General features: G+C 36.8%; 26 protein-coding genes. All 26 read left to right on the top strand.

The features are described 5' to 3' along the window. Positions 1-123: 123 nt before the first annotated feature. The 26 genes from DWB79_RS01440 (at position 124) to rfbB (ending at position 26,259) form a co-directional block, all read left to right on the top strand. Positions 124-504 carry a PUR family DNA/RNA-binding protein gene (locus DWB79_RS01440; protein ID WP_016522287.1) on the top strand — a complete coding sequence of 127 codons (381 nt, stop codon included), beginning with the start codon at positions 124-126 and terminating at the stop codon, positions 502-504. 40 nt (positions 505-544) lie between these two features. Continuing rightward, positions 545-721, top strand: a complete 177-nt coding sequence (locus DWB79_RS01435; RefSeq protein ID WP_156831486.1) for a hypothetical protein — start codon at positions 545-547, stop codon at positions 719-721. Positions 722-803: 82 nt separating this feature from the next. Then, positions 804-1,196 (top strand): VanZ family protein, encoded by a 393-nt coding sequence (locus DWB79_RS01430; RefSeq protein ID WP_016522286.1) that lies wholly within the window; start codon positions 804-806, stop codon positions 1,194-1,196. 23 nt (positions 1,197-1,219) lie between these two features. Beyond that, a complete protein-coding gene (gene mntA, locus DWB79_RS01425; protein ID WP_016522285.1) occupies positions 1,220-1,648 on the top strand; it encodes a type VII toxin-antitoxin system MntA family adenylyltransferase antitoxin in 429 nt (142 codons plus the stop codon). Beyond that, positions 1,645-2,064, top strand: coding sequence for a type VII toxin-antitoxin system HepT family RNase toxin (hepT, locus tag DWB79_RS01420; RefSeq protein WP_016522284.1), 420 nt, complete (start codon positions 1,645-1,647; stop codon positions 2,062-2,064). The genes mntA and hepT overlap by 4 nt, the downstream gene beginning before the upstream one ends. A gap of 137 nt (positions 2,065-2,201) precedes the next feature. Further along, the gene (locus DWB79_RS01415) at positions 2,202-3,419 is read left to right on the top strand and encodes an ATP-binding protein (protein ID WP_016522283.1); all 1,218 of its coding nucleotides are present in this window, start codon (positions 2,202-2,204) and stop codon (positions 3,417-3,419) included. A gap of 118 nt (positions 3,420-3,537) precedes the next feature. Further along, entirely contained in the window at positions 3,538-4,635 is a 1,098-nt protein-coding gene (locus tag DWB79_RS01410) for a Gfo/Idh/MocA family protein (protein ID WP_016522282.1), read from the top strand. A gap of 16 nt (positions 4,636-4,651) precedes the next feature. Further along, positions 4,652-5,770: a DegT/DnrJ/EryC1/StrS family aminotransferase gene (locus tag DWB79_RS01405; RefSeq protein ID WP_016522281.1), complete on the top strand. Its 1,119-nt coding sequence runs from the start codon at positions 4,652-4,654 to the stop codon at positions 5,768-5,770. A gap of 214 nt (positions 5,771-5,984) precedes the next feature. Further along, positions 5,985-7,223, top strand: a complete 1,239-nt coding sequence (locus DWB79_RS01400; RefSeq protein WP_016522280.1) for an ATP-binding protein — start codon at positions 5,985-5,987, stop codon at positions 7,221-7,223. Between the two features lie 6 nt (positions 7,224-7,229). Further along, the gene (locus DWB79_RS12155; protein ID WP_016522279.1) at positions 7,230-7,724 is read left to right on the top strand and encodes an acyltransferase; all 495 of its coding nucleotides are present in this window, start codon (positions 7,230-7,232) and stop codon (positions 7,722-7,724) included. A gap of 9 nt (positions 7,725-7,733) precedes the next feature. Next, complete coding sequence (gene rfbA / locus DWB79_RS01390; RefSeq protein WP_016522278.1) at positions 7,734-8,612, top strand: glucose-1-phosphate thymidylyltransferase RfbA; 879 nt, start codon at positions 7,734-7,736, stop codon at positions 8,610-8,612. Between the two features lie 36 nt (positions 8,613-8,648). Further along, entirely contained in the window at positions 8,649-9,779 is a 1,131-nt protein-coding gene (gene rffA / locus DWB79_RS01385) for a dTDP-4-amino-4,6-dideoxygalactose transaminase (RefSeq protein WP_016522277.1), read from the top strand. Between the two features lie 157 nt (positions 9,780-9,936). Then, on the top strand, positions 9,937-11,079 hold the full coding sequence (locus DWB79_RS01380; protein ID WP_016522276.1) for an ATP-grasp domain-containing protein: 1,143 nt from the start codon (positions 9,937-9,939) through the stop codon (positions 11,077-11,079). Positions 11,080-11,087: 8 nt separating this feature from the next. Continuing rightward, positions 11,088-12,086, top strand: a complete 999-nt coding sequence (locus tag DWB79_RS01375) for a hypothetical protein (protein WP_016522275.1) — start codon at positions 11,088-11,090, stop codon at positions 12,084-12,086. 3 nt (positions 12,087-12,089) lie between these two features. Then, the gene (locus DWB79_RS01370; protein WP_016522274.1) at positions 12,090-13,520 is read left to right on the top strand and encodes an MOP flippase family protein; all 1,431 of its coding nucleotides are present in this window, start codon (positions 12,090-12,092) and stop codon (positions 13,518-13,520) included. Between the two features lies 1 nt (position 13,521). Beyond that, the gene (locus DWB79_RS01365; RefSeq protein ID WP_016522273.1) at positions 13,522-14,586 is read left to right on the top strand and encodes a TDP-N-acetylfucosamine:lipid II N-acetylfucosaminyltransferase family protein; all 1,065 of its coding nucleotides are present in this window, start codon (positions 13,522-13,524) and stop codon (positions 14,584-14,586) included. A 13-nt stretch (positions 14,587-14,599) separates the two neighbouring features. Continuing rightward, on the top strand, positions 14,600-16,093 hold the full coding sequence (locus tag DWB79_RS01360; RefSeq protein ID WP_016522272.1) for a hypothetical protein: 1,494 nt from the start codon (positions 14,600-14,602) through the stop codon (positions 16,091-16,093). Position 16,094: 1 nt separating this feature from the next. Then, positions 16,095-17,276, top strand: a complete 1,182-nt coding sequence (locus DWB79_RS01355) for an EpsG family protein (RefSeq protein ID WP_016522271.1) — start codon at positions 16,095-16,097, stop codon at positions 17,274-17,276. A gap of 222 nt (positions 17,277-17,498) precedes the next feature. After that, positions 17,499-18,659 (top strand): glycosyltransferase, encoded by a 1,161-nt coding sequence (locus DWB79_RS01350; protein ID WP_016522269.1) that lies wholly within the window; start codon positions 17,499-17,501, stop codon positions 18,657-18,659. Between the two features lie 22 nt (positions 18,660-18,681). Then, a complete protein-coding gene (locus DWB79_RS01345) occupies positions 18,682-19,488 on the top strand; it encodes a polysaccharide deacetylase family protein (RefSeq protein ID WP_016522268.1) in 807 nt (268 codons plus the stop codon). A gap of 111 nt (positions 19,489-19,599) precedes the next feature. Continuing rightward, entirely contained in the window at positions 19,600-20,673 is a 1,074-nt protein-coding gene (gene wecB / locus DWB79_RS01340; RefSeq protein WP_016522267.1) for a non-hydrolyzing UDP-N-acetylglucosamine 2-epimerase, read from the top strand. A 2-nt stretch (positions 20,674-20,675) separates the two neighbouring features. Continuing rightward, positions 20,676-22,031: an ATP-binding protein gene (locus tag DWB79_RS01335; protein ID WP_016522266.1), complete on the top strand. Its 1,356-nt coding sequence runs from the start codon at positions 20,676-20,678 to the stop codon at positions 22,029-22,031. Next, entirely contained in the window at positions 22,003-22,443 is a 441-nt protein-coding gene (locus DWB79_RS01330; RefSeq protein WP_016522265.1) for a hypothetical protein, read from the top strand. The genes DWB79_RS01335 and DWB79_RS01330 overlap by 29 nt, the downstream gene beginning before the upstream one ends. Positions 22,444-22,506: 63 nt before the next feature. Continuing rightward, a complete protein-coding gene (locus DWB79_RS01325; protein WP_016522264.1) occupies positions 22,507-23,829 on the top strand; it encodes a nucleotide sugar dehydrogenase in 1,323 nt (440 codons plus the stop codon). A 20-nt stretch (positions 23,830-23,849) separates the two neighbouring features. Further along, complete coding sequence (locus DWB79_RS01320) at positions 23,850-25,082, top strand: glycosyltransferase family 4 protein (protein WP_016522263.1); 1,233 nt, start codon at positions 23,850-23,852, stop codon at positions 25,080-25,082. Between the two features lie 76 nt (positions 25,083-25,158). Continuing rightward, the gene (rfbB, locus tag DWB79_RS01315; RefSeq protein WP_016522262.1) at positions 25,159-26,259 is read left to right on the top strand and encodes a dTDP-glucose 4,6-dehydratase; all 1,101 of its coding nucleotides are present in this window, start codon (positions 25,159-25,161) and stop codon (positions 26,257-26,259) included. Positions 26,260-26,331 lie beyond the last annotated feature (72 nt).

The following is a 26,331-nucleotide window of genomic DNA, read 5'->3' as shown; positions in this document are numbered from 1 at the left end:
GTTAACCGTCAAGTTTTCTTTCGAAAACTTGCTTATTGATATGTGCGCTTTTCGCGCACGAATTCGCCTGCCTCCAAAATTGATATTTTGTTCGGCTGTCGAATTTATGGGAAGGATAACAGAATGGGAATTCGAGGAGAATTATTTACCACTCAAATTCCGGTAGAGAACCGGACATATTTTTTTAATGTGAAAGAGAATCGGCTGGGCGATGTGTTCTTGCAGATTGTTGAAAGCAAAAACACCGACGGCGCCGGTTTTGACCGCCATGCAATCGTCGTATTTCAAGATGAAATGCAGACCTTTTTGCAGGGGCTTAACGAAAGCCTCGAATTTATCGAAAAAAAGCGGAAAGAGCAGCTCAAAGCAAAACGAGAGAAAAAACAGCGAACTATTTCCGCGGAGACAGCTGACGGAGAAAAAAAGAAAATCATCAATAAACGGAACACAAGCACAAAATCGGCGCGAAAGGTACGCATCGTCAAAAAAGACGATGCAGAATAGGAAGTTTCTAAAAATCTCAGTTTTTTAGAAGTTTACCTCGATGGCTTTGTTCCTTTATTCGTTTATTAAAGAAAAGAGCTGGGAATATCGAGCGCATAGTTTGCATCTTGCATTTAGCCTGTACTTAGTGTATATTTCCATCGTTTCGGTTATCAGCTTTATGCGGAATGGAGCCTGTTTCGGCGGCACAGAAAGCAGCGGCGGTCATTTTTGTTGATTGGTATACTGCATATTTAAAATTGAGAGCAGTTGTGTGAATGGGTGAGGTGTGTTCTCATCTCTTTACGGAGGCTTTAATAATGTCGTTAGAAAAATTTATGACCTATACTATGCGGTGTATATCAATTTGTATCGCTGTTGTTATATTTCTCCTTTCTGCGCAGTCAAAGCTGCCTATTCCGGAGACCGTTTCTTTTCCCGGACTGGATAAGTTCTTACATGCGTGTGCTTTCGGGAGCCTCGCTTTTACGCTTTCTTATTGGTTTTCTACCGATAAGTGGCTTGGAGAACCGCTCAAATACTGTACGATTGTCTGCTGTATTGTTGCTTGCTACGGTATTTCCGACGAAATACACCAAATCTTTGTTCCCGGGCGTGATGCTTCTCTATATGACTGGTTTGCCGACTGTACCGGTGCGGTTTTAGCGATATTTGTACGTTTGGGGATGGTAAAATTCTACGTGAAAACTTGATTTTTAGGAAAAAAAGGGCGTGAATGAATACCGCAATTATAGAAAAGCTTACTGCCTTTTTTGACGCTAAGCCCGAAGTTATCCTTGCAATGCTGTATGGTTCGTACTCTCGCGGAACTGAAACTGACAAAAGCGATGTTGATATTGCCGTAGCGATGTCTGAAGCTTTGCATCTCGATGATCGGTTATCGTTACAGTTGGAGCTTTCCTTGCTTTTGCAGCGAGAGGTTGATCTGGTCGATATACGGAAGATAGCGGGATTGCTGCATTATAAGGTGTTTACGGAAGGCGTATGTGTAAAAAAGAAGCAAGGTGAAGGAAACGCTTTGCTGCATAGGCATGCTATGACTGCCCTTTACTGGTATGAAGATTATTATCCCATCTATAAACGCGGACAAAGGTATATTCTTGAACATGCTTTTAAACAAAATCTTATCGGTAATGTACAATGAGCATTGATAAAAAGGTAATCGGTGAAAAACTGTTGTCTCTTAACCGATGTTTAGAGCGTGTAAAACTGCACACGCCTGCAAATGTTGAGGCGTTGCAAAGCGATTTTGACACACAAGATATTATTTGTTTGAATATACAGCGTGCGGTACAAATTTCAGTTGATATTGCCGCTCATATTTTGGCTGAACAATTGCATGAACAAACACCGACAATGGCTGAAACTTTTTTAGCGCTTTCTCGACACGGATTGCTTGATAGTCAGCTTGCTTCACGTTTAGCAAAAGCAGTCGGTTTTAGGAATATCGCCGTGCATGAGTATAATACACTTGATATGAATATACTGTATTCAATTATTACAAAAGAAATAGGGTGCTTTTACGAATTTTCGGATGCGGTGTTAAGAATAGTCAGTTGATACTGTGAAAAAGGAGATGGAGTTCTGCGTTCCTTTGGCGTCTAATGTAGCATACTGTCGGTTATGCTATTATGATCGACATATATATGCTAATAGTGTTGACATATTATACCGGTTATTGATATATTCTTCTTACAATGTTACAGGCGGAATTAAAGAAAATATATCTTACACAACTTGAAAAATTGCGGAAAACCGATGACGGCATATATCGAGATGCATTAGCTGATATCCCCGATATAACAACCCATGCGTTTGTGGTATGCGGCGTTCGGCGGTGCGGGAAAAGCACCCTGTTACAGCAGTTTGTAAAAAAACTCAATAAGCCGTTTTTTTATCTGAATTTTGACGATTTACGGCTATTGGAATTCTCCGTTTCCGATTATGCAATACTGGATGCGGTTATTGAGGAATCGAAAAGCCGTCTTATTTTTTTTGATGAAATACAAGCCGCAGCGCATTGGGAGCTGTATGTGCGGCAAAAGCTGGATCAAGGCTTTCAAGTTGTATTAACAGGCTCTAATGCTTCTCTTTTAAGCCGCGAACTTGGAACAAAACTGACCGGACGGCATATCGCTAAAGAGCTGTTTCCGTTTTCTTATTCCGAGTATCTGCGTTTTGCAGATACACAAAAAGGTATTCAATCGTTTGAAAGCTATTTTCAAACAGGCGGTTTTCCCGAATATCTCAAGCTGAATAATGCCGAAGTTGTTATGCAGCTTCAAAAGGATATATTATATCGGGATATAGCAGTGCGCTACAATGTCAGCGATGATAAATCGCTGCAGCGGCTGTATGTGTATCTTGCTTCCAATGCCGCATCACTGATTTCTCCTAGTAAGTTAAAAACAGTCGCCGGAGTAAAGTCGCATACGACTATTCTTGATTATTTTTCATATTTTGAGAATGCGTATTTGTTGAGCTTAGTGCCGAAATTTGCGTGGTCGCAAAAAGCACAGAGCCTTGCCCCAAAAAAAGTTTATTTTACCGATATCGGATTGATACGAACGGCAGGACTTACGTTTAGCGAAAATGCAGGTCATATTTTAGAAAATTTTGTGTTTAACGAACTCCGCCGAAAGTACGGAACTTTTGACGATAAGCAAATCTACTATTATAGTGATGATACGTGCGAGTGCGATTTTGTCGTTAATCCACTTTTTGCACCGCAATGCATTCAGGTGTGCTTAGACTTGAACCTCGATAACACTGAACGGGAGTTGAATGGTCTTTTGGCAGCGATGGACTTCTTTAAGGTGCAGGAAGGGCTTATCCTTACGAGGAATGCTTACGATCTTTTTGTGAAAGAAGATAAAAAGATAACCATAATGCCTGCATGGGATTGTTTTGGGTGATAATGCGCCTATCTAATAGTACTGAAAGCTGTCGTTTTGAAGATTTGAAGAAAATTTTACTGTTTTATTTTATGAATGATACGGGTGCGGTAAATCATAAAAATGAGAGGTATATGAAATGAAATATAAGATTGCGTTAATCGGCTGCGGCCGAATTAGTTTTAAGCATATTGAAGCCTTTGTTGCGATGCAGGATAAGGTTGACTTAGTTGCTGTCTGCGATCCTGTGGCGGAACGGGCAGAAGAAAAAAGAGCTGAGTACACTAAAGCAGTGCCGGATGCTTCGGTAAAAGTTTTTTCCGACTATAAAGAAATGCTTGAGACATGTAAACCGGAGATTGTAACGATTGCAACCGAGTCTGGTAAGCATAAGGATATTGCGGTACATTGTTTGCAAAATGGCTCGCATGTAATCTGCGAAAAGCCGATGGCTCTTTCTACGGCTGATGCACAGCAGATGATCGATACAGCAAAGCAGTACGGTAAAACATTGGCAGTGTGCTTTCAGAACCGCTTTAATGCACCGGTTGTAAAAGCTCGTGAAGCATATCAAAAAGGCCGTTTCGGTAAAATGTTACACGGAATGATCCAAGTGCGTTGGAATCGGAATAAAAGTTATTATGATCAGGCAAAGTGGCGCGGTACTTGGGAGCAGGACGGCGGTACCTTGATGAACCAGTGTACGCACGGGATAGACCTTTTGCAGTGGATGATGGGCGAAGATGCCGTCCGTGTGCAGGCGCAAACTCGCCGGTTTATCCGTCCGATTGATGCGGAGGATTTTGGCTGCGCTATTGTAGAATTTGCCTCTGGTGCTGTCGGTATAATAGAAGGAACTGCCGATGTATATCCGAAAAATTTAAACGAAACATTGAGTTTATTCGGTTCCGAGGGGTCTGTTGTGATTGGCGGGCTTGCTGTTAATAAAATGGAAACATGGCGTTTTGCCGATGCGGAACAGGTTGGCGATACGGAAGAGAAGGTGCTCAATCCCAATGAAAAAGACCCACCGACGGTGTACGGCTTTGGGCATACGGCTCTTTTTAGAGATGTTATCGATGCAATCGAGCATAATCGTGAACCGCTTGTTTCGGGTGAAAAAGGTAAGAAAGCCTTAGAGATTATCTTGGCTATTTATAAATCCCAAAAAACCGGATTGCCGGTAACGCTGCCCTGCGATTTTTCAACGCTGGAAATGAAGGGGATTTTTAATTAATGAGGAGAGAAAAATAATGGATGTACCTTTTTATACGGCAACGAGAGAATATAAGAATCTGAAAAATGAATTTGATACTGCTTTATCCTCCGTGCTTGAAACGGGTGACTTTATTTTGGGGAAAGCCGTTGCAGATTTAGAAGAAGGAATAAAACAGTATACCGGTGCAAAATATGCGGTCGGCGTTGCTAACGGCAGTGATGCGCTGGTGATTGCTTCCGATATCCTCGGGTTTAAAGACGGTGCAGAGGTTATAACCCCTGCTTTTACATTTTTTGCGTCAACCTCCTGTATTGCCCGCTTAGGCGGTAAGCCTGTCTTTTGCGACATTGATGAAGATACCTTTTGTATGGATATGCGGGACGTGGAAAAACGTATAACAAAAAATACGGTCGGACTATTGCCCGTGCATTTGTTTTTGCAGACGGCAGATATGGAAGCTTGCATGACGCTTGCAAAAAAGCATAATCTCCGAGTGTTGGAAGATGCCGCAGAAGCCTTTGGTATGCAGGATGTGTATAGCGGCGCTTTGCATCAGTCCGGGACTATCGGTGATATGGGGATTTATTCATTTTTTCCGACCAAGACACTCGGCGGCTATGGTGACGGCGGTATGATAGTCACGAATAGTGAAGAATATTATTTACAAGCGAAAAGTTTGCGTGTCCACGGAGCAACAAAAAAGTACCACCATGACTATATCGGCTATAACTCTCGGCTTGACAGTTTGCAGGCTGCCGTTTTGAATGTTAAACTCAAACATATTGATGAGGCTATTGCAAAGCGAGCGGCACATGCAGCTCAATATCGGACTTTGTTAAAAGATATCGGACAGGTGAAACTCCCTGTCGTAAAAACGAAAGGAAAAGAAGTGTACTATGTGTTCAATATCCTTGCCGAGAAACGAGATGAACTGCAAGCATATCTCGCCGAAAAAGGTATAGGTACAACGGTGTATTACCCCAAGTGTTTGCATGAGCAGGAGTGCTTTAAGTATCTCGGCTACAAGAAAGGTGATTTCCCTGTTGCAGAAAAACTCTGTGCTTCCGTACTTGCTCTACCGATGTATCCTGAGCTGACTCAAGATGAAATTACCTATACCTGCGACGCAATAAAGGCGTTTTATAAGCGGTAGAGCGATTCTTTAAAAAAAGATGCCGCACTGCTTGCATCAGATTGCTTTGAAGAATAATGCGTTTAACCGAAGAAAAAGATATAATACTTTTATGCTTATACCTATAAAAATACTGTTTTTTTTCTGAGTTTTATAGCTATGGCTATAAAAACTTGTTTCTGTATTGACTTCTTATGCTTATATCTTTAAATTTATTTCAATAATTGAGGGAATTATGGATGTAAGCGCAAAAAATACAGTTAGACGATTGGATTATCTGCAGGAGATGTCTCCTTTTATCGGAAAGCCTTTTATAAAGGTCTTATCGGGGGTGCGCCGCTGTGGAAAGTCCAGCATTTTATCTTTACTGCGCGATGAGCTTATTGCTCAAGGTGCCGAAGCGGCGCATATTATTTTTATCAATTTTGAAAGCTTTGCCTTTTCTACGCTTAAAACCGCTGAGGATTTGTACCGGTATATTGTTGAACGGGTTCAGCCGAAACAGCGTGTTTATTTGTTGTTTGATGAGATTCAAGAAGTAGAGGGCTGGGAAAAGTGTCTCAATTCCTGTCTTGTAGACTTTGATGCGGATATTTATATTACCGGTTCCAATGCACGGCTTTTATCCTCGGAATTGGCGACCTATCTTGCCGGTCGGTATATTGAAATTCCGATATATACGTTGTCATTTGCGGAATATTTGCAGTTTCAAAACTGTTATTTTCCACAGCGGGATGTAACGCAGCGGGACGCTTTTTTCGCCTATTTGCGGAAAGGCGGTTTCCCAGTTATCCATACCGCGGATTACGGAGAGCAGGAAGCGTATAAGATTGTGGCAGACATTTACGCTTCGGTACTGCTCCGCGATACTATCCAACGGTTTAATATTCGTGATATTGAACTGCTGGAGCGGGTGGTAAAATATACCTTTGATAATATCGGCAATAGCTTTTCCGGTAAAAATGTTGCTGACTATTTTAAAAATCAGAAGCGTAAGCTTGATGTGAATACAATATATAATTACTTGAATGCGCTTGAAGCGGCATTTGTTTTGTATCGGACTTCCCGTTATGACATAAAGGGAAAAGAGCTGCTCAAAACACAGGAGAAATTTTATTTAAGTGATGTATCGCTCTTGTATGCTATTTTAGGATATACCGATCAAAAAATTTCCGGCATATTGGAAAATATCGTTTTTTTGGAATTAAAGCGTAGGCGATATAATGTATATATCGGTAAGCTCGGTGCAAAAGAGATTGATTTTATTGCAGGAAAACACGGCGCAAAGCTCTATATCCAAGTTGCATATAAATTAGAAAGTCAAGAGACCGTCAGCCGTGAGTTTTCTCCTCTTTTGGAAATCCGCGATCAATATCCTAAATTTGTCGTAACCATGGATGAGTTTTGGCAAGAAAATGTAGAAGGTGTGAGGCATTTTTACATTGCTGATTTTTTATTGAGTAAGGAATATTAAAGATTAATGGAAAAGAATTATTTTGTGCACGAATCAAGTTATGTTGATGAAGGTGCGGAGATAGGTGAGGGTACCAAAGTTTGGCATTTCACGCATATTATGAGCGGCGCTAAGGTTGGTAAAAAGTGTTCGATCGGGCAAAATGTCAATATTGGGGGTAAGGCAATTATCGGTAATGGTGTAAAGATTCAAAATAATGTTTCGCTATACGATGATGTTGTAATAGAAGATGATGTGTTCTGCGGCCCCTCCTGTGTGTTTACCAATGTCATAAATCCTCGTGCCTTTATTGAACGCAAACACGAATACAAACAAACTTTGATCAAAAAAGGTGCATCCATCGGTGCAAATGCTACGATTGTCTGCGGGGTAACCGTTGGCGAATATGCGTTAATCGGTGCAGGCAGTGTGGTGACGAAGGATGTTCCGCCGTATGCGCTTGTTTATGGTAACCCTGCACGGATGCATGGCACGGTGAATGAGGCGGGGGAGAAGGAGTAGAGGGGGAGAATGAAAGGAATTATTTTAGCAGGCGGTAGTGGTACTCGATTAAACCCGTTGACAAGATCTATCTCAAAACAGATATTGCCGCTTTATGATAAGCCCATGATATACTATCCGTTGTCTACGCTTATGTTGGCGCGTATCCGCGAGATTCTTATTATATCGACGCCGCGGGATATACATCTATTTAAAGAATTACTTGGTGATGGCAGCTGGCTTGGTATGCAGTTTGAGTATGCTGTACAGGAGAGTCCCCGCGGTCTTGCTGATGCTTTCATTGTTGGAGAAAAATTTATCGATAATGACTCTTGCGCATTAGTTTTAGGTGATAATGTTTTTTACGGACAAGGTTTTGGAAGCACTCTCGTGAACGCTGCTTCTGTCGTCTCTCAAGATTCCGGGGCTATGATTTTTGGCTATTATGTGCGTGATCCTTATTCTTATGGAATAGTTGAGTTTGATGAGAGTGGAAAAGCAATTTCAATCGAAGAGAAGCCCAAGCAGCCTAAGTCAAATTATGCGGTACCGGGATTATATTTTTATGACAATGATGTGATTGAAATTGCGAAAAATGTAAAGCCTTCACTTCGGGGTGAGATAGAAATAACGTCTGTTAATACTGCTTATTTAGCTGCTAAAAAACTAAGGGTAGAAAAACTTGGGCGCGGGTTGGCTTGGCTTGATACGGGTACCTTTGATGGTCTATTAAATGCCGCTAATTTTATTGCTACCATACAAAAGAGACAAGGTTTGTATGTGTCATGCGTTGAAGAAATTGCTTATCGGCGAGGCTGGATTACGGCATCGCAGTTATTCAGTCTTGCCGATTTATATAACAACGAATATGGCGAGTATCTAAAATACCTTGCCGAAACAGCAAATTAGGCTTATATGAATTTATTTTAACAGGAGAATAATGTTATGATTAGTTTTAATGTACCTCCCTATGTTGAGAAATCAGTAGATTATATAAAAAAAGCTATCGCTAATAGGAAAATATGCGGCGATGGAGAGTTCACTAAGCTCTGTTCTCAATGGTTTGAACAGAAAATTAAAGCTCCAAGGGTTTTGCTTACCACATCGGGGACAACAGCATTGGAGATGGCCGCAATTTTATGTGATATTCAACCCGGTGACGAAGTGATTATGCCTTCCTATACTTTTTGCTCGACGGCCAATGCTTTTGTACAGCGAGGTGCTAAAATTGTTTTTGTTGATATTCGCCCTGATACAATGAATATTGATGAAACTAAAATTGAGGCAGCTATTACTGAGAAAACAAAAGCCATCGTACCTGTCCATTATGCTGGTGTTTCATGCGAAATGGATAAAATTACAGCTATTGCAAAAAAATATAGTCTTTTTGTGGTAGAAGATGCTGCACAGGGTGTGATGTCTGCTTATAAAGATAAACCTTTAGGGACAATAAGCAATTTTGGGTGTTACAGCTTTCACGAAACAAAAAATTATAGTATGGGGGAAGGTGGGGCTATTGTAATAAACAATCCTAAGTACATTGAAAAAGCTGAAATAATCCGTGAAAAGGGTACCAACCGTAGTCAGTTTTGGCGCGGGCAAGTAGATAAATATACTTGGGTAGAATACGGTTCATCTTTTTTGCCGAGTGAGCTGAATGCTGCGTATTTATGGGGACAGCTTGAAGTTGCGGAAGAAATAAACAATAACCGGCTTGCAAATTGGAATATCTATTATACTAAGCTCAAACCTTTGCAAGATAACGGTTTGATTGAATTACCTGTTGTACCGGCTGATTGTATACACAATGCTCATATGTTTTATGTAAAAGCCAAAGACATAGAGGAGCGAACCGATCTAATCGCATTTTTAAAATCAAAAAATATCGGTTCTGTGTTTCATTATGTGCCTTTACATTCGGCACCCGCAGGATTAAAGTACGGTATGTTTAGTGGTGAAGATGTATATACGACAAAAGAAAGTGAGCGTTTACTACGATTGCCAATGTATTATGGTTTAACAAGCGCTGAGGTTGATTATGTTTGTGATTGTGTCTTTGAGTTTTATTCGAAGTAAATTTGATGCGGTAATTTTGAGGAGGATGGTTGAAGTATAACTGGCTGAAATATAATGATTTATGTAAAAATTATTTGATATGAAGATAGTTGCTTAAAACTGGATAACGAGTTTTCTGGGTGTGGTGTTAGATTGTACTAAATTCAAGGCGGTTGATATGAAAGAGAAATTGGTTATTATTGGTGCAAATGATTTTCAAGCACAGCTTATAAAAAAAGCAAAAGACTTAGGATATGAAACGCATGTGTTTGCGTGGGAAGATGGTGCTGTTGGGAAAACTATAGCGGACTATTTTTATCCGATTAGCATTGTTAATAAGGATGAAATTTTAGCAATTTGTAAAAAAATAAAACCAAGTGGCGTGTGTTCTATTGCGTCTGAAGTCGCAAATATTACGGTTAATTATCTTGCACAGAACTTAGGCTTGGTATGTAATTCTGCTGAATGTGTATTATTATCTACCAATAAGCACGAAATGCGTAAGGCTTTTGAGCGGAATGGTGATCCTTCCCCTAAAAGCTTTCTTGTTGATCAAACAACAGACTTAACGGTATTGCCGCTCGAATTTCCTGTTTTGGTGAAGCCGACCGACCGATCCGGTAGTAGAGGTATTACAAAGGTTTTATGTAGTGCTGATCTTGAAAATGCTGTTGTGTTCGCTTGTGAAGAATCTTTTGAAAAAAAAGCTCTTGTGGAAGAATTTGTTGAAGGTAAAGAATATAGCGTTGAGTTTATTTCTTATAAAGGGCAACACACTTTTTTGGCATTAACGGAAAAATTTACAACAGGTTCTCAGTATATTGAATATGCCCATAAAGAACCTGCAATAGTAAGTGAGCTAATGCTTAATAAGATTAAAAATATAATTTGTAAGGCTCTTACAAGTCTGCAAATACAGTACAGTGCATCCCATTCTGAAGTTAAAGTAGATAAAAATGGTAATGTTAAAATCATTGAGATAGGATCCCGTATGGGAGGTGCCTGTATTGGCTCAGATTTGGTGCCTTTATCGACTGGATATGATTTTATGAAAATGGTGATAGATATTAGTGTTGGTAAAACTCCTGATTTTTCGATTAAACCTCATTATAAACACGCCCTTATCCGATTTATTGTATCTAAAAATGATTTTAAGAGAATGTGTGATTATAAAATGCGGCATAGTGGTGCTGTGATTAGAGATGCAGTTATTCTTGATGAATTTCCAGATAACATAAAGGATAATTCTGGGCGCTATGGGTATACGATTTTTGGGTTTGATTCTGAAGCTATTGATCAAAGTATTTTTGGTGTGGACTAGGAAATATAATGCGGGAATACGGTGGATATTTACCATTGGAATTAACGCCGCTGCATAGTGATTTAGCATCTCTATGGAACGGTGTCAAGTCTGATAATATTTTAGCATTGAATAGTGGACGGGCTGCCATATATTATGCGCTACAAATGATGAAGCCAGAAAAAGTATATGTTCCGCACTATATTTGTAAAACAGTCGTTGATGTTGTAGAGAGATTGGGGATACCATATAAAAAATATTATATAGCAGAAGATTTGCGATGTCCATCTTTATCTCTTAAAGAAAATGAATGTATTTTAGTTGTAAATTATTTTGGAATATTGGATTCGTATATCGCTGAGTATATACGGCAATATAAAAATATTATCATCGATAATACACAAGCTTTATTTTGCCCTCCTGTTTTAAAAGATGGAGTGTATAATGTATATTCTTATAGAAAATTTGTTGGAGTATCTGATGGAGGCGCTTTAGTTGCTTCCTGTTTGAGACCGCTTGCCAATCTACAAAAAGATACTTCATATTCAAGAATAAATTTTTTAATAAAAGCTATTGAGTGTGGAACAAATGCTGCGTATATGGATTATCAAGCGGCTATAGCTTCTTTTGCCGATGAGTATCTTGAGATGTCTCTTTTTACACGCCGTTTGTTATTGTCCGTAAATTATAAATATGTAAAAACGACGCGAATGCAAAACTATGCAGCACTTCATACATTCCTCCAACAATATAATAGATTAAAATGTAGTGAACTTGGAAAAAATACCGCGGCTTGCTGGTATCCGTTATTATTAGCAGAGGATATAAGTGCTGCTATGATTAAAAATAAAGTATATGTGCCAAGACTATGGAAAGAGCTTTTAAATGAGCATTTCACCGGTACCTTCGAATATGAATGTTCATCACATTTACTGTTGCTTCCGATTGATCAGCGGTATACGATTGCGGATATGCAATATATAGCTTCATTGGTTAAAAGGTATATTGTTGCTGCGATGAAGGAGTAATATTTGTCGAGCTTAAATAAACAAGTCTACAGTGGTGTCCAATGGATAACCCTTTCGACTATTACTCTTGTAATAACGCAGATGGTTTCAACTGCCGTTTTAGTGCGTTTGCTTGATAAGAGCGACTTTGGCTTGATGGCGCTCGTGATGGTTGTAAAAGGTTTCGCCGATATTTTTATGGACTTTGGCATCACCGTTGCTATTCTGCATAAACAAGATATGTCGCAAAACCAATATAGCAGCTTATATTGGTTAAATATGTTTGCCGGTATTATTATTTATGTAGTGATCTGCTTAATTTCGCCGCTTATCGCATCGTTTTATCATGAAATTGCGCTATTAAAATTAATTCCTTTGATGTGTTTGGCTATTCCGTTTTCTTCGATCGGACGGCAGCAAAAGACGCTCTTGCAAAAAGAATTGTATTTTAGAGCAATTGCAGTTGTCGATATCATATCTGCTTTAATGGGGTTATGTGCGGCTCTTTATTTTGCTTATACCGGCTGGGGTGTTTATGCGTTAGTATTTTCTAATCTGGCTCGATATACTGTTGGCAATATTATTTATTTTTTTGTGGGGGTAAAAATTGTTCCAATAAAATTGCATTTTAAGTTGTCCGAAACACTCTCTTCTTTGAAAATAGGGGGATATCATACCGTATCACAGGTTATAAATTATTTTACCGGTAGTTTTGATGTTTTGATTATAGGGAAACTGCTTGGGGCTGAAGGTCTTGGTATTTATAATTTAGCGAAAGATTTAGTGACAAAGCCTTCCGCCCTTGTGGCGCCTATTGCATCAAAGGTTGCAACGCCTATTTTTTCTAAAATGCAAGATGATTCCGAACAGATGAACCGAAGTTTTTTTTCTGTGCAAAAAATTGTTTCGTATTTGAACGGTTTTGTCTATCTTGGCGTATTTGCATTAGCAGAGCCTTTTGTCGCTTTTTATTATGGTGAAAAATATCTGGTATGTGTGCCTCTTATTCATGTATTGGCAATTTACTATTTTATACGTCAGTATGGAGACACAATCGGGATGGTGTGTATTGCAAAAGGAAGAACAGATATAGATATGTGGTGGAATATTATTGTAGTGTGCTTTACGCCTTTAGTATTATGGATTGGTGCGCAATATTCTATTTTGGTTGTTACTTTTGCCTTGTTACTATCTCAACTTGTTTTAACATATCCAGGTTGGTATATGTATTCAAATAAATTATTAGGAATACCGTTTATACGCTATTATAATAACTTTCTAAAAACGGTGGGTGTATTCATTTTGCCAATTATAGTTTCGTTACTTTTAATTCGGTTTTTATCGTTTCCTGCCATTGTAGTGTTTTTAATTACAGGAGCTGTGTTTACGGTCATAACGTTTGTTTTATTGTTGGTGTTTGAAAATTCTTTAGTTAATAAGATAGTGAGGCGCTAGTGTGATTTATCATTTTTTGCCGCAAGGGAATTATGCAGATCAATTTCTTTCTTTTATGCGTCTTAATAAAAAAAACTTCTCAGATGAGCATAAGTTTTTATTTTTATCCTATGGTGAAAATACGGAAAATAAGTCTTTCTGTAGTGATGATTCTAAGGATACCTTTGATTTTTTATCAATACTAAAAATATTTTTGTGTTTAAAGAAACATGATGCTGTTATTATTCATAATTATTCTCACCCCTATTTGTATCTCGCTTGTGCTTGCGTATGGTGGAAACTCGATAGGGTCGTTTGGAAAGTATGGGGCGGTGATTTATACTGGCATACTGAAGTCAAAAAAGGTAAATATAAAATTTATGAGTTTTTGCGGGCTTTTACAATAAAACGATTTGGTTATGTGAGTACTGATCATTCCGAGTTTGAACTCATAAAAAAATATTATAATACAGGTGCTAAAAATATATATACCACTTATCCGCGAGCGTTTTTTGAATTTCCTGCACACGCACCTCAAGATTATGTTTCTATTCTCGTAGGTAATTCGCGGGATCCTTCAAATGAGCATATAGATGCATTGCGATTGCTGTCGCGTTTTAAAGATGAAAACATTAAAGTGTATGTAATACTTTCTTATGGGGATTGTCCTGCCGGTTATGTTGATAATATAAATCGGATAGGGAAGACTTATTTTGGAGATAAATATATCCCTATCGCTGAGATGATGGACTTAAAGACGTATCAACAATTTTTATCGAATGTTGATATTATGGTTTGTAACCATCGAAGACAACAGGCGTGGGGGAACCTACTGGTAATGTTAAAATATGGAAAAAAAGTCTTTATCCGTTCTGGTATATCAACCGAAGAGGATTTTAATGAATATGGTTTAAAATTTTTCTTGACAGACGATATTGAATCTATGTCTTTTAGCTCATTTGTTGGCTTTCCTGAATCAGAGGCTAAGCAAAATGATACTATTCTGACAAAGATGTTCTCAAATGAAACTCTGTTCTCTCTTTGGGATAATTTATTTAAAACAATAACCTCTGTATCTGCGTTATAGGGAGTATAAATCTATGAAAGAATTTGATATTTCACTTGATAATGCCGTTTTTACGTATGTGCTACATACTAAAAAACATAAGGACTTGTCACAATTTATTTATATTGAAAAATATGGTCTTTATCTTAGTTATAGCAAAAAAACCGAAGTTTTAACCTTTCAAAATGCTCATGGCTTTGTGTATATCGTCGGATTATGTGTTGACTCTTTTGGGGAGATAGAGCGATGTGATATACCTGAGTTCTTATTACGATCTTCTAACATTATTACCGATATTATAAAAGTAGCGGCACGGTTTGCCGGAAACTATGTTATCTTTATATCTCTCAATAATAATTTTTATGCCTTTTCTGATGCTACCGCTTGTATGCAGATAAATTATGCTCTTGATGAAATATGCCTTTCGTCATTTGACCATGTTGTTGCAGCTACCTTAGCTTTGCCTATAGACAATAGAACTCTTCGCATTCGAATGAGCTCTGACTTTGTGGCAGCTATGCCAAATGATATAACTATTTATAAAAGAGTAAAAACAGTACTCGCAGATCACTATATCAATATAACAAATAGAACAACTACTAGGTATTACCCCTATGGTGAATTACAGTATTTTGAGAATCCTCATGACGTTTTGAAACGTCAGGTGGATTTAATTGATAATATCGTCAAAGAATATGCAAAATATTATAAGATTGTCTGTCCTTTAACCAGTGGTTGGGATTCTCGCGTGGTTTTCTCGTTTCTTTTAAAAAATATTGAAGAGTTATCGTCATATATTTTCGTGCATAAGTACTTTACGGAAACTACTGATGATTTGCGTATTTCACGGCAAATCTGTAGCCACTTAAAAACACCTCATAGAGAAATTCCTGATTTGGTGCCGGATGAAGCTTTTATTAATGCAGTGTATAATGTTATCGGTAAATACTATTATAGGGATGATATTGCAATGGCTTATACCTATAAGAAAACATTCGGTGAAGCTGCTACCATAAATGGGAATATTATAGATCATCTTGGGAAAAGTTCTTTAGTTAATTTATTACCTACATGGTGTGCAACATCAGCCTATTTTACAACAAAAGAACGTAAAATTTCTATGGACTCTAAACTTGAGGTAGAAAACTATTTAAAATCAATGAGAAATGATAATGTTTCCCCAGACTATGTGTATGATTTATTTGGAATTGAAGATCAATGCGGACGTCTATGCGGATATTTCCAAAATATTTATGCTGCGGCAGGTATTACTTTGCTGAATATATTTAATTCCCATGCTATTATCGATGATTGGGTTAGGATTAAGCATAAAGATAGAAAGCAGCATTGTATTCATTTATATTTCTTAAATACTAATCATAAAGATTTGCTGCAATTTCCTTTTAATCCTGATGAAAAGTTTAAATTTATAGGTAATTCTAAAGTGTTGTTTTTTTGTGCTACCTATATTAGGCATTTTATACGAATGTTACGGAAGCCTCATCTAAAGCAAAATAGAGGGTATTAGTGTGATTTTCCCCTATTTTATTCCGCCTGCGTTGGCGTTTGTAGCAGCGGTTGTAGAAAAAGGAATGAAGCTCAATGTAAAAAGAAATATTTATAGATTGGTTTTGCTATCTGCTATTGTGATATATTGTTGTGTTTACCTAAATGGAAGTGATTGGCCGAATTATGAGATGTTTTTTGAGAAGGTGACGTGGCATAATTGGCTAGAGGAGTCGAAAGATGTAGGGTTTGAACTGGGTTTTAGTTTGTGTCTGTTGTCACTAAAAGTAATAGGCTGTAATTTTATGATGACGTTGATAATAATGAAGGTTTTTTCATTGATTATTATCTCTCATTGTTTTTATAAATTTTCTTTATCAAAATATGCGTATGGCGATGCAAGAAATGTTTTTTTATTATTGTTTATTTTTTATACAACAAATGGTATGTATTTGTATGTTGAAACAATAATTAGATTTTCAATAGCGCTTGCAATTGTTTTTAAAAGCTTTGAATATCTTATTACCCGTAAGTTTGCTCCATTTTTACTTCTTGTATTGCTTGCCTCGTTATTTCATAGAACTTCTTTGGTTGTAGTTCCGTTGTATTTTGTGAGAGATATTAAACTGTCTAGTTTTTGGCTGTTCGTATTGGTGGTGGTTGTTTATGCCTTTTTTACTCCACAGATGTTGTTGATTGTTTTTAGATTCATAAATGGCTATGGTAATAATATATTTATTGCAAAGCTTGTTGCATATCTTGAATTGACAATACGTTTACAACAAACTAATCCTTTGGCAATTGGCAATATTGTACATTTTCTGTTTTTTATTTTAATACTGGTATTTCGTAAGGACATTGAAGGTAAGTCAAAATGTGGTCAACATTTGTTTGCTGCATCAGTAGTGTTTTTTATTGTTTATTTTGTTACGCTTTATATGGGGCCTATTTCTCGAATTAGGCTGTTTTATAACTTCTTTTTTATTATTGTGCTAACAGAACTATTTTCTCTAACATATATAAACCGTGGAATTATATTTATAATGGCTGCTGTTTTTTTTGTATGGGGTATGTATTTATCAATAGAGAATAATTTTTGTTTTAAATACTACACTAATTATATCACAGCTGCTATAGAAGGCAAGGCTGATCTGACTCTGTATGAGAAATTTAGCATTTATCGGTCATGGTCTGTCGAGCAATAATTTTATGATGTTGATCGATAATATGAAGGATACTATATGAAAGTTTGCCATGTAATATCTGTCCACACAGCTAAGGATGACAGGATATTTTATAGCGAATGTCTTTCGCTGGTAAACGCCGGATATACAGTTTTTGAAATTGCCCCTAATGTACCGGATGAAGTATGTAACGGTATCCATATATACGGCACAAAAATTCTGCATAACATAAGGAATTAAACTATGAAGTTTCTAAAATTAATGTTGTGTCCTTATCGTATCGAAGCACGATCTCGTAGAGAAATAGAGGTTGTGAAAGATCTGATTGGTGCTGCCAATACAGCTGTTGTTGAATTAGGTGATAAGGAATGTAAAACAGAAATAGATGGTAGTACAATATATACGTATCCTATGAGATTTTCAGGAGGGGTCTTTGCCCGATTGCCTAATTTTTTTAGATTAGCAATGAATATAAGACGATTGAGTGCTGAAGTCATCAGTTGTTATGATATATCTGCATTGACAATTGCATGGATATCTACATTATTTTTACCTAAAAAGAGTAAGCCTTATCTTGTGTATGATTCTCATGAATTTGAACTAGGCAGGAATAGTAGTAGGAGTAAGTTTGATTTTTTTTGTGTAAAAATGATGGAAAACTTTTTGATAAAAAAGTCTGTATTCTCAATTATGGTAAATGATACTATTGCTGATGAAGTGATGCGAATCTATAAGTTAAAAGAACGTCCGATAGTAGTTCGTAATGTACAAGATTATGTTGAAGTGGATAAGAATGTAATTCGAGAATATCGTGAAATGTTTTATTTGAAATATGATATTAAACCTTCCGATTTTATTGTAATGTATCACGGGGCTATAATGAATGGTAGAGGTATCGAAACCATTATTGAAGCTGTTAAAAGTTTAGATGATGTTAAGGTTATTATTTTAGGTTTTGGTAGGCAAGACTATATAAATAATTTATTTGAAATGGTTGAAGATCTTCAACTGAGTACAAAGGTCTTTTTTCATGAAGCAGTTGATCAAACTGAGCTTTGGAAGTATGTAGGGGCAAGTGATGCTGGTATAGTTGCTATTAACAATATCTGTTTAAGTTATTATTATTCATTACCAAATAAATTTTTTCAAAATGTTCAGGCCCACACTCCAATTATTGGTGTTGATTTTCCTGAAATAAAAAGAATGATTGAAAAGTATAATATTGGATTAGTATGTAATTCTGACTCTCCAGATGATTTACGATATTCTATATTAAAGTTGAAAGATGATAAAAAGTTATATAGTATTTTTAAATTAAATCTAGAGACAGTCGCAAAAGAATTATGCTGGGAAAAAGAAAAAATTAAACTTACTAATGCATATAGAGGAATATTGTTAGGGTAAGTTATACATTCGGAAAATATCTATGCAGATAATCATTTCACATGATGTTGATCATCTTTATCCTTCAGACCATTTTTTGCGGGATTTAATTTTTCCTAAATTATGGGTAAGAAGTTTTATTCAGCTTTGTAAGAGACAAATTAGCTTTTCTTCTTTTTGGTATCGGTTGATTTCTATTTTTGATAAGCGTTTAAATAGAATTCCTGAAATTATAGAGTTTGATAAACAGCACGGTGTAAAATCTACATTTTTTTTCGGTATGGATAATATACTTGGTCTCTCTTATAAAAAAGAAAAGGCAGAGCACTGGATTAAGTATGTCTTAGAGAACGGTTTTGATGCAGGAGTTCACGGTATTGAAATTTCCGATATTGAAAAGATGAAAAAAGAGTTCAATGATTTTAAAAAGATTTCAGGCCTTTCCTCATTTGGCATTAGAACTCACTATGTCCGATATGATGATCAAACATTTTCTAAAATGGAAAAAATAGGTTATATTTTTGATACATCGGAATTTAATAAGGAGAGAATAGAATTAAAATCGGATTATCAAATAGGAAAGATGAGAGAATTTCCATTACATATTATGGACGGTTATATTATTCATAATGATCTTGAAAAAGCAAAAACAATTGCAATGGAGACTTTGAAGGCGGCAGAGAACAAAAATATAAGGTATTTTACCTTTTTATTCCATGATTATATGTACAATAATAAAACTTATCCGATTGATAAAGCTTTTTATGAATGGTTTATAAATTATTGTACTGAAAATAATTATAAATTTCTTTCTTATAAAGATTTGATTGGTAATGTAAAATATGAATAATATTATAGGTTGGTAATATATTTAAACGGCTAAATATTCTATATAATTTGCCGATTATATAAAGCCCAAAATAAAGCATATTTTAGGTTATAAAATATAAGGAATACTTTTATGCACATTCTTACAATTATAGGCGCTCGTCCGCAATTTATTAAAGCGGCGGTATTAAGTCGTTATATTAAAAATAATCCTCAACTTGGTGTAAGAGAAACAATCGTTCATACCGGTCAGCATTATGATCAAAATATGAGTGATATATTTTTTACCGAAATGGATATTCCGCAGCCCGATTATAATTTGCATATAGGTTCCGGTTCTCACGGTAAAATGACCGGTCTTATGCTTGAAAAGATTGAAGAATTGCTTTTAGGACTAAAACCTGATGCCGTGCTTGTATACGGTGACACCAATTCTACATTAGCAGGCGCTTTAGCCGCAAGTAAGCTGCATATTCCGGTAGCTCATGTGGAAGCTGGTTTGCGTTCTTTTATGATGACGATGCCTGAAGAACAAAACCGTCGTCTTACCGATCACCTTTCGACATGGCTTTTTTGCCCGACAGAGACAGCTATAGAAAACCTCAAAAAAGAGGGAATTGTTTCTGCTGATGGTGTACCTTCATCAGACAATAAGGTAGTGTGTAAAACGGGTGATATTATGTATGATGCCTCGCTTTATTACCGTCAGAAAAGTAGTCCGTTGCAAACACCGAGTAATTTTATATTGTTGACCATTCACAGGGCAGAAAATACTGACAATCCGGTACGGTTAAAAAATATTGTAGATGCTGTTAATTCACTTTCTGAAAAGCGGTTCGTTTTCCCCGTGCATCCCCGTACAAAGAAAATACTGGCGGAACATGGATTGCATTTTGGAAGCCACGTTACGCTTATAGAACCTGTCGGTTATTTGGAAATGCTTAAATATGAAGAAGCTTGTACTGCCGTGCTTACGGACTCAGGTGGTGTACAAAAAGAGGCATTTTTCTTTCAAAAACCGTGCATCACCATGCGTGACACCACTGAATGGGTTGAACTTGTAACTTCCGGCTGGAATACGCTTACCGGCGCTGATACTAAAAGAATCGTATCTTCGATCCGGAATATTCGTACTCCGAAAGATTACCCGCAACTTTATGGTGATGGGCATACGGCAGAAAAAATCATAGAGGTGTTACAAGAATAAGTATGAGTAAAATCAGGATAAAAGATTTTGGACCTATTCATTCAGGTTTTCAGAAAGATAATTTTTTTGATATTAAAAAGCTCACTTTGTTTGTAGGACATCAAGGTGCAGGTAAGAGTTCCGTTGCAAAATTGGTTTCTTCTTTTGAGTGGCTGGAAAAGGCTCTTTTACGGCGGGATTTACCTTCAAAAATACTTTCAGAAAATACTGTACGGACAAGTAGTTTTTTTAAAGAGTTGTTTAACTACCATAATATTTTATCCTATTTTTCAGATAAAACGGAAATAGATTATATAGGTCAATATTGTCATTTTACTATCCGAGGGAAGAATTTAACTTTAGAAAACAAAAAAACGGAAGATTCTATTTATGAAATGCCTAAGATTATATATATACCTTCGGAAAGAAGTTTTATTTCTTCGGTTGAGTCTCCTGAAACAATATCAGGTATTGCTCCCGCTTTACATACTTTTCTTGAAGAAAGCCTTAAAGCCGGAAGGAATCTTGACGGTATGAAATTTAAGTTGCCCATTAAAAATATTTTTTTGCAATATAATAAAGACAAAAAAGAATTTTTTATTATGGACAATAATGCAAAATACAAAATTAACTTGACAGAATCTGCAAGCGGCTTTCAGTCATCGTCATTATTGTCTCTCGTAAGTACATATCTTTCCGGTTGTATTGATAAACCTGATTTTGATTCAAAACGAAAAATGCCTGTTGAATTACAGGAAAATGTAATTGCAAAATATAATAAGTTGTTAAGTGTTATGGGAGTAGCAGCTTCTTTTTTAGGAGTTGTTTTGTCTAGTTCTTTTTTAATACCCGCCGGTTTAATGGCTATACTTACAGCGGCCGGTATTAGCTTACCTCCTAATAAAAAAAAGCAATCCGGTGATGATAAACTGGCTTCTACAGTAAAAAAATATTTTGAGGGAGTAATGCCTCTCTATTTTTTTAATATTGTGGAAGAGCCTGAACAAAATTTGTTCCCTAACTCTCAAAAGGATGTAGTTTTTCATCTATTGAAATGTTTGAATAAAAATACAAACAACAAGTTACTTGTTACTACCCATAGTCCCTATGTGCTTGAAACTTTCAATAATTGTATTTATGCAGGAACACTGCAGAAAAGAGGTGTTGATGTAAAAAATATTATTGCTTTGCCGTATCAAATCCAGTATGATGACGTTGCCGCTTATGCAATAAAAAAAGGAAGCATTATTGATATAAAACGAAACGATTTATATCAAATCGATCCTGCTGAGATTGATTTATATTCTTCTGAGATTAATGAAGTGTATACTAAACTATTGGATGCCGATTATGAAAGGACTGATGAAAAAAATACCTGATGAGTGTTGTGAATACTATGGTAATGATAAAATATTGGTATGTCAGGAGAACAAGCGAAAATTTGTAATGCACAATAACTCCGGCAGAAACCTTCTCAAAATTCGTGTTGACGGTTGCTTGATTACTTCAGGTACTCGATGTGATTTTGCTGTAGATGATAATAGTACGGATGTGTATTTGATAGAGCTAAAAGGTAAAGATTTACGGAAGGCTTGTATTCAGTTAAAAAACTCATATAAGTATTTTAAGAAGAATTTTAGTTATAAAACTATACATTGCCGTGTGGTTCTATCAAAAATCTCGAGCCCGGCGGTGGCCTCATGTGAATTAAAAGAAATGTTAAAAATGGTTAAAGAAGAAAAAATATCCTTTAAATATAAAAATGATCGTTTAGACGAAATTCTTGAATAGATGAAAATATATTCTTGAAATTGCTTGTTTTAGCATGCACAATAAACTTTTAGGGAGTTCGCTATGTCAAACTTTGAAACAATCATCAGAAAAATCGAAAGCAATGCCGAAGTTGTCGGTATTATCGGTTTAGGTTATGTCGGCTTGCCGCTTGCTGTATCTTTTGCAAAAAAAGATGTACAAGTCTTAGGCTTTGAGAAAAGCTCTAAAAAAGTAGAATTGGTGAATACTGGAAAAAACTATATCGGTGATATAAAAGATGAAGATTTAAGCCGTGTAGTAAAAGAAACAACAAAGCTTTCTGCAACAACTGATTTTTCTCGAATTAAAGAATGCGATGCGGTCATTATCTGCGTTCCGACACCACTCGACCATTTTAAAAAACCCGATATGAAGTTTATCGAACAATCTTGCATCGATATCGGCAAAAATATGAAAGCAGGTACTTTTATTTCGCTTGAAAGCACTACCTATCCGACAACCACCGAAGATTTTATGAAGCCGATTATCGAAAAAGAATCAGGCTTAAAAGAAAGTAAAGATTTTTGGCTTTGTTTTAGTCCCGAACGGGTTGATCCGGGGAATAAAGATTATAAGACTGATAATACGCCGAAAGTAGTTGGTGCTTTAGGCGAAGATGCTCAGAAAATTGCGATTGCTCTCTACAGCAAGGCGATTCAGCATCTCTATCCTGTCTCAAGTCCCCGCGTGGCGGAAATGGTTAAAATACTTGAAAATACCTATCGGCTTATCAATATTTCACTTATCAATGAACTGGCTCTTTTAGCGGGTAAAATGGATATTAATATTTGGGAAGTGATAGACGCTGCAAAATCGAAACCCTACGGTTTTCAGGCCTTTTATCCCGGTCCCGGTATCGGCGGACACTGTATCCCGCTTGATCCGTTCTATCTTGAGCATATTGCAAAAGGCTTTAATTTCGATTTAACAATGATAAATACTGCCGGCAATATCAACAATCAGATGCCGCATAAAATGATGAATAAGATTATGTATGCGCTTAATCGCAAGCAAAAAGCAATGAATGGTGCAACAATTCTATTCCTTGGTGTTGCATATAAGCCGGATATTGATGACCCTCGTGAAAGCCCTGCCTTACTTGTTATGGAGGAATGTGCTAAAAAAAGAGCAAATGTCCTGTATCATGATCCGTATATCCCTGAATGTATTGACGATCACGGAAAAAAATGGGTCGGTACGGATTTAACTGATGCCCTATTATCTAAAGCAGATTGCGTTGTATTTACAACCAATCATTCATGTTTTGATATTGAGCATATTGTAGCAAAATCGAGCTTAGTGGTGGATTTACGCAATGCGGTAAAAAGTGTCCACATTGAAGATGATAAAGTATTTAAGCTGTAATATCCTTTAATGGAACTTGAATGAATATTCTATTTATAAGCCATTATGCAGGTTCTCCAGAAATGGGAATGGTGTTTCGTCCCTATTATTTTGCAAAAGAATGGATAAAACAAGGGTATGCCGTTACTATTATTGCAGCCTCTTTTACTCATATACGAAAAAAGAATCCAGATGTAGTGGATGATTTTCAAGAAGTTTCTATTGATGGTATTAAATATGTGTGGATAAAAACACCGCAATACCGAAATATATTTCAACGTGTTTTGAATATCTATACTTTTGTGTCTAAATTGAACCGTAAGGCTAAAAATATCGTTCAGCGCTATAAACCCGATATTGTTATTTCTTCCTCAACCTATAATTTTGATATTTATCCTGCAATTAAAATTGCGCGATATGCAGAGGCAAAATTAGTATATGAGGTGCGTGATTTATGGCCGCTAACCCCGATTGAATTGGGTGGTTATTCTAAATACCATCCTTTTATTATGGCAATGCAAAAAGCTGAAAATGTTGCGTACAGAAAAGCTGATTCTGTGATTTCTGTGTTGCCATGCGTTCATAGCTATATGCATCAGCATGGCTTAAACTTAAAGAAGTTGGCTATTATTCCGAATGGAATACCAAAGGAAGATTGGGATAAAGAAAATATAAAGGCATTGAGTAACAATGAGTTGTCTTCGTTTATAGCCCAGGAAAAGGCAAAAGGTAAAATTATCATTGGCTTTACAGGAGCTCACGGGCAGGCAAATGCCTTACAATATTTGCTTGATTCCGCCCTATTAGTAAACAATAGGGGGTTTACTATTATTTTATTAGGTGATGGTCGTGATAAGAAATCTTTGCAAAAATACGCTAAAGATAAGATGATTCAGAATGTATTTTTCTATTCCCCGGTTTCAAAGCAAGAAATTCCTTCTTTTTTAAATTTATGTGATATTTTGTATATTGGCTTGGTTGCAAAGTCTCTTTTTCGGTTTGGTATTAGTCCTAATAAAATAATGGACTATATGATGGCTGCCAAACCGATTATTAGTGCTATCAGTGCCGGTAATGATCCTATTTCAGAGGCTCAATGTGGTATAACTGTTGAACCGGAAAATCCACAGGCTATTGCTGACGGTATTTTAAAACTTGCTGCTTTGTCCGAAGAAGAGCGTGAAGTAATGGGAAAAAGAGGGCGCGATTACATCCTAAAGAATCAAACCTATGATATTTTAGCAAAAAGATTTTTAGATTTTGTAACAAGATAGTTATAAGAGAGTGTGTTCGAAAATAAGTGTGGTATATTTTTAAAGCCTTTCATTATATCTCAAGGAGTTGCTCTAAGTGCGTAGTTTTAACAATATTCTTATCACAGGTGGAGCCGGTTTTATCGGGTCAAATTTTATCCGTACCTTATTAAAAAAAGATTCCACATTTACAGGACGTATTATAAACCTTGATGCATTAACTTATGCCGGTAATGCGGCAAGTCTTTCTGATATAGAAGCTGAATTCGGTGGCAGCGCTGCCGATGCGCGATATGTCTTTATTCATGGTAATATTTGCGATAAAGAGCTTGTCGCAAATATTTTTGGAAAATATAACATCGATACTGTGGTACACTTTGCGGCAGAAAGCCATGTAGACCGTTCTATCTTGGGACCGGAAGTTTTTTTACAGACAAACATACTCGGTACTTTCACACTGTTGGAGGCAGCAAAAAAGGCATGGCAAAAGAGCGATGGTTCCATGCGGGATGATGTGCTGTTCCACCATATAAGTACCGATGAAGTGTACGGATCGCTTGGAGCGGAAGGCTATTTTCAAGAAACTACGCCGTATGATCCCCGTTCCCCTTATTCGGCAAGTAAGGCGTCAAGCGATCATTTGGTAAAGGCGTATTTTCATACATACGGGTTGCCTATCACCGTGTCTAATTGTTCCAATAATTATGGACCGTTTCAGTTCCCGGAAAAGCTCATTCCGCTGATGATTTTGAATATGCTGGATGGAAAGCCGCTACCTGTTTATGGCGACGGGATGCAGATACGTGACTGGATTCATGTTGAAGATCATAACCGTGCAGTACAGCTTATTATGCAAAAGGGACGGGTAGGGGAAACCTATAATATCGGTGGTGAAAATGAATGGGAAAATATCAAGCTGTTACATAAGCTAATCGATATTGTTTCTGAAAAAACAGGACTAAATAAAGAAAAAATTACGGCTCTCATAACGCATGTAACCGATCGGCTCGGGCATGACCGGCGCTATGCTATCGATTGTACAAAGCTTAAAACAGAGCTGGGCTGGAAGCGTATGTTTGATTTTGAAACAGGTCTTGCACATACTGTTGATTGGTATTTGCAAAATAACGTTTGGATAGAAAATGTCCGTTCCGGCGAATACCGTAACTGGATTGAAAAGAACTATAGCGGTCGATAATATATTTGAAATGCAAAAAATACATAGGCTGGAACTTTCTAAAAATTAACAGGATCGAATAAGCTCTAAGGA

It is taken from the genome of Treponema medium (genome assembly GCF_017161265.1).
GTDB lineage: Bacteria > Spirochaetota > Spirochaetia > Treponematales > Treponemataceae > Treponema > Treponema medium.
Note: the sequence above shows the minus strand (reverse complement) of the source record. Positions and strands in the feature narration are given on the sequence as shown.

What these genes read in the sequence shown, in the direction of transcription:
- DWB79_RS01350 (WP_016522269.1), top strand. Translation starts at nt 17,499, where the DNA reads ATGAAGTTTCTAAAATTAATGTTGTGTCCTTATCGTATCGAAGCACGA.
- DWB79_RS01400 (WP_016522280.1), top strand. Translation starts at nt 5,985, where the DNA reads ATGGATGTAAGCGCAAAAAATACAGTTAGACGATTGGATTATCTGCAG.
- DWB79_RS01380 (WP_016522276.1), top strand. Translation starts at nt 9,937, where the DNA reads ATGAAAGAGAAATTGGTTATTATTGGTGCAAATGATTTTCAAGCACAG.
- mntA (WP_016522285.1), top strand. Translation starts at nt 1,220, where the DNA reads ATGAATACCGCAATTATAGAAAAGCTTACTGCCTTTTTTGACGCTAAG.
- DWB79_RS01415 (WP_016522283.1), top strand. Translation starts at nt 2,202, where the DNA reads ATGTTACAGGCGGAATTAAAGAAAATATATCTTACACAACTTGAAAAA.
- DWB79_RS01330 (WP_016522265.1), top strand. Translation starts at nt 22,003, where the DNA reads ATGAAAGGACTGATGAAAAAAATACCTGATGAGTGTTGTGAATACTAT.
- DWB79_RS01440 (WP_016522287.1), top strand. Translation starts at nt 124, where the DNA reads ATGGGAATTCGAGGAGAATTATTTACCACTCAAATTCCGGTAGAGAAC.
- DWB79_RS01360 (WP_016522272.1), top strand. Translation starts at nt 14,600, where the DNA reads ATGAAAGAATTTGATATTTCACTTGATAATGCCGTTTTTACGTATGTG.
- DWB79_RS01345 (WP_016522268.1), top strand. Translation starts at nt 18,682, where the DNA reads ATGCAGATAATCATTTCACATGATGTTGATCATCTTTATCCTTCAGAC.
- DWB79_RS01430 (WP_016522286.1), top strand. Translation starts at nt 804, where the DNA reads ATGTCGTTAGAAAAATTTATGACCTATACTATGCGGTGTATATCAATT.
- DWB79_RS01410 (WP_016522282.1), top strand. Translation starts at nt 3,538, where the DNA reads ATGAAATATAAGATTGCGTTAATCGGCTGCGGCCGAATTAGTTTTAAG.
- DWB79_RS01375 (WP_016522275.1), top strand. Translation starts at nt 11,088, where the DNA reads ATGCGGGAATACGGTGGATATTTACCATTGGAATTAACGCCGCTGCAT.
- DWB79_RS01325 (WP_016522264.1), top strand. Translation starts at nt 22,507, where the DNA reads ATGTCAAACTTTGAAACAATCATCAGAAAAATCGAAAGCAATGCCGAA.
- DWB79_RS01320 (WP_016522263.1), top strand. Translation starts at nt 23,850, where the DNA reads ATGAATATTCTATTTATAAGCCATTATGCAGGTTCTCCAGAAATGGGA.
- DWB79_RS01335 (WP_016522266.1), top strand. Translation starts at nt 20,676, where the DNA reads ATGAGTAAAATCAGGATAAAAGATTTTGGACCTATTCATTCAGGTTTT.
- rfbA (WP_016522278.1), top strand. Translation starts at nt 7,734, where the DNA reads ATGAAAGGAATTATTTTAGCAGGCGGTAGTGGTACTCGATTAAACCCG.
- hepT (WP_016522284.1), top strand. Translation starts at nt 1,645, where the DNA reads ATGAGCATTGATAAAAAGGTAATCGGTGAAAAACTGTTGTCTCTTAAC.
- rffA (WP_016522277.1), top strand. Translation starts at nt 8,649, where the DNA reads ATGATTAGTTTTAATGTACCTCCCTATGTTGAGAAATCAGTAGATTAT.
- DWB79_RS01435 (WP_156831486.1), top strand. Translation starts at nt 545, where the DNA reads ATGGCTTTGTTCCTTTATTCGTTTATTAAAGAAAAGAGCTGGGAATAT.
- DWB79_RS12155 (WP_016522279.1), top strand. Translation starts at nt 7,230, where the DNA reads ATGGAAAAGAATTATTTTGTGCACGAATCAAGTTATGTTGATGAAGGT.
- wecB (WP_016522267.1), top strand. Translation starts at nt 19,600, where the DNA reads ATGCACATTCTTACAATTATAGGCGCTCGTCCGCAATTTATTAAAGCG.
- DWB79_RS01405 (WP_016522281.1), top strand. Translation starts at nt 4,652, where the DNA reads ATGGATGTACCTTTTTATACGGCAACGAGAGAATATAAGAATCTGAAA.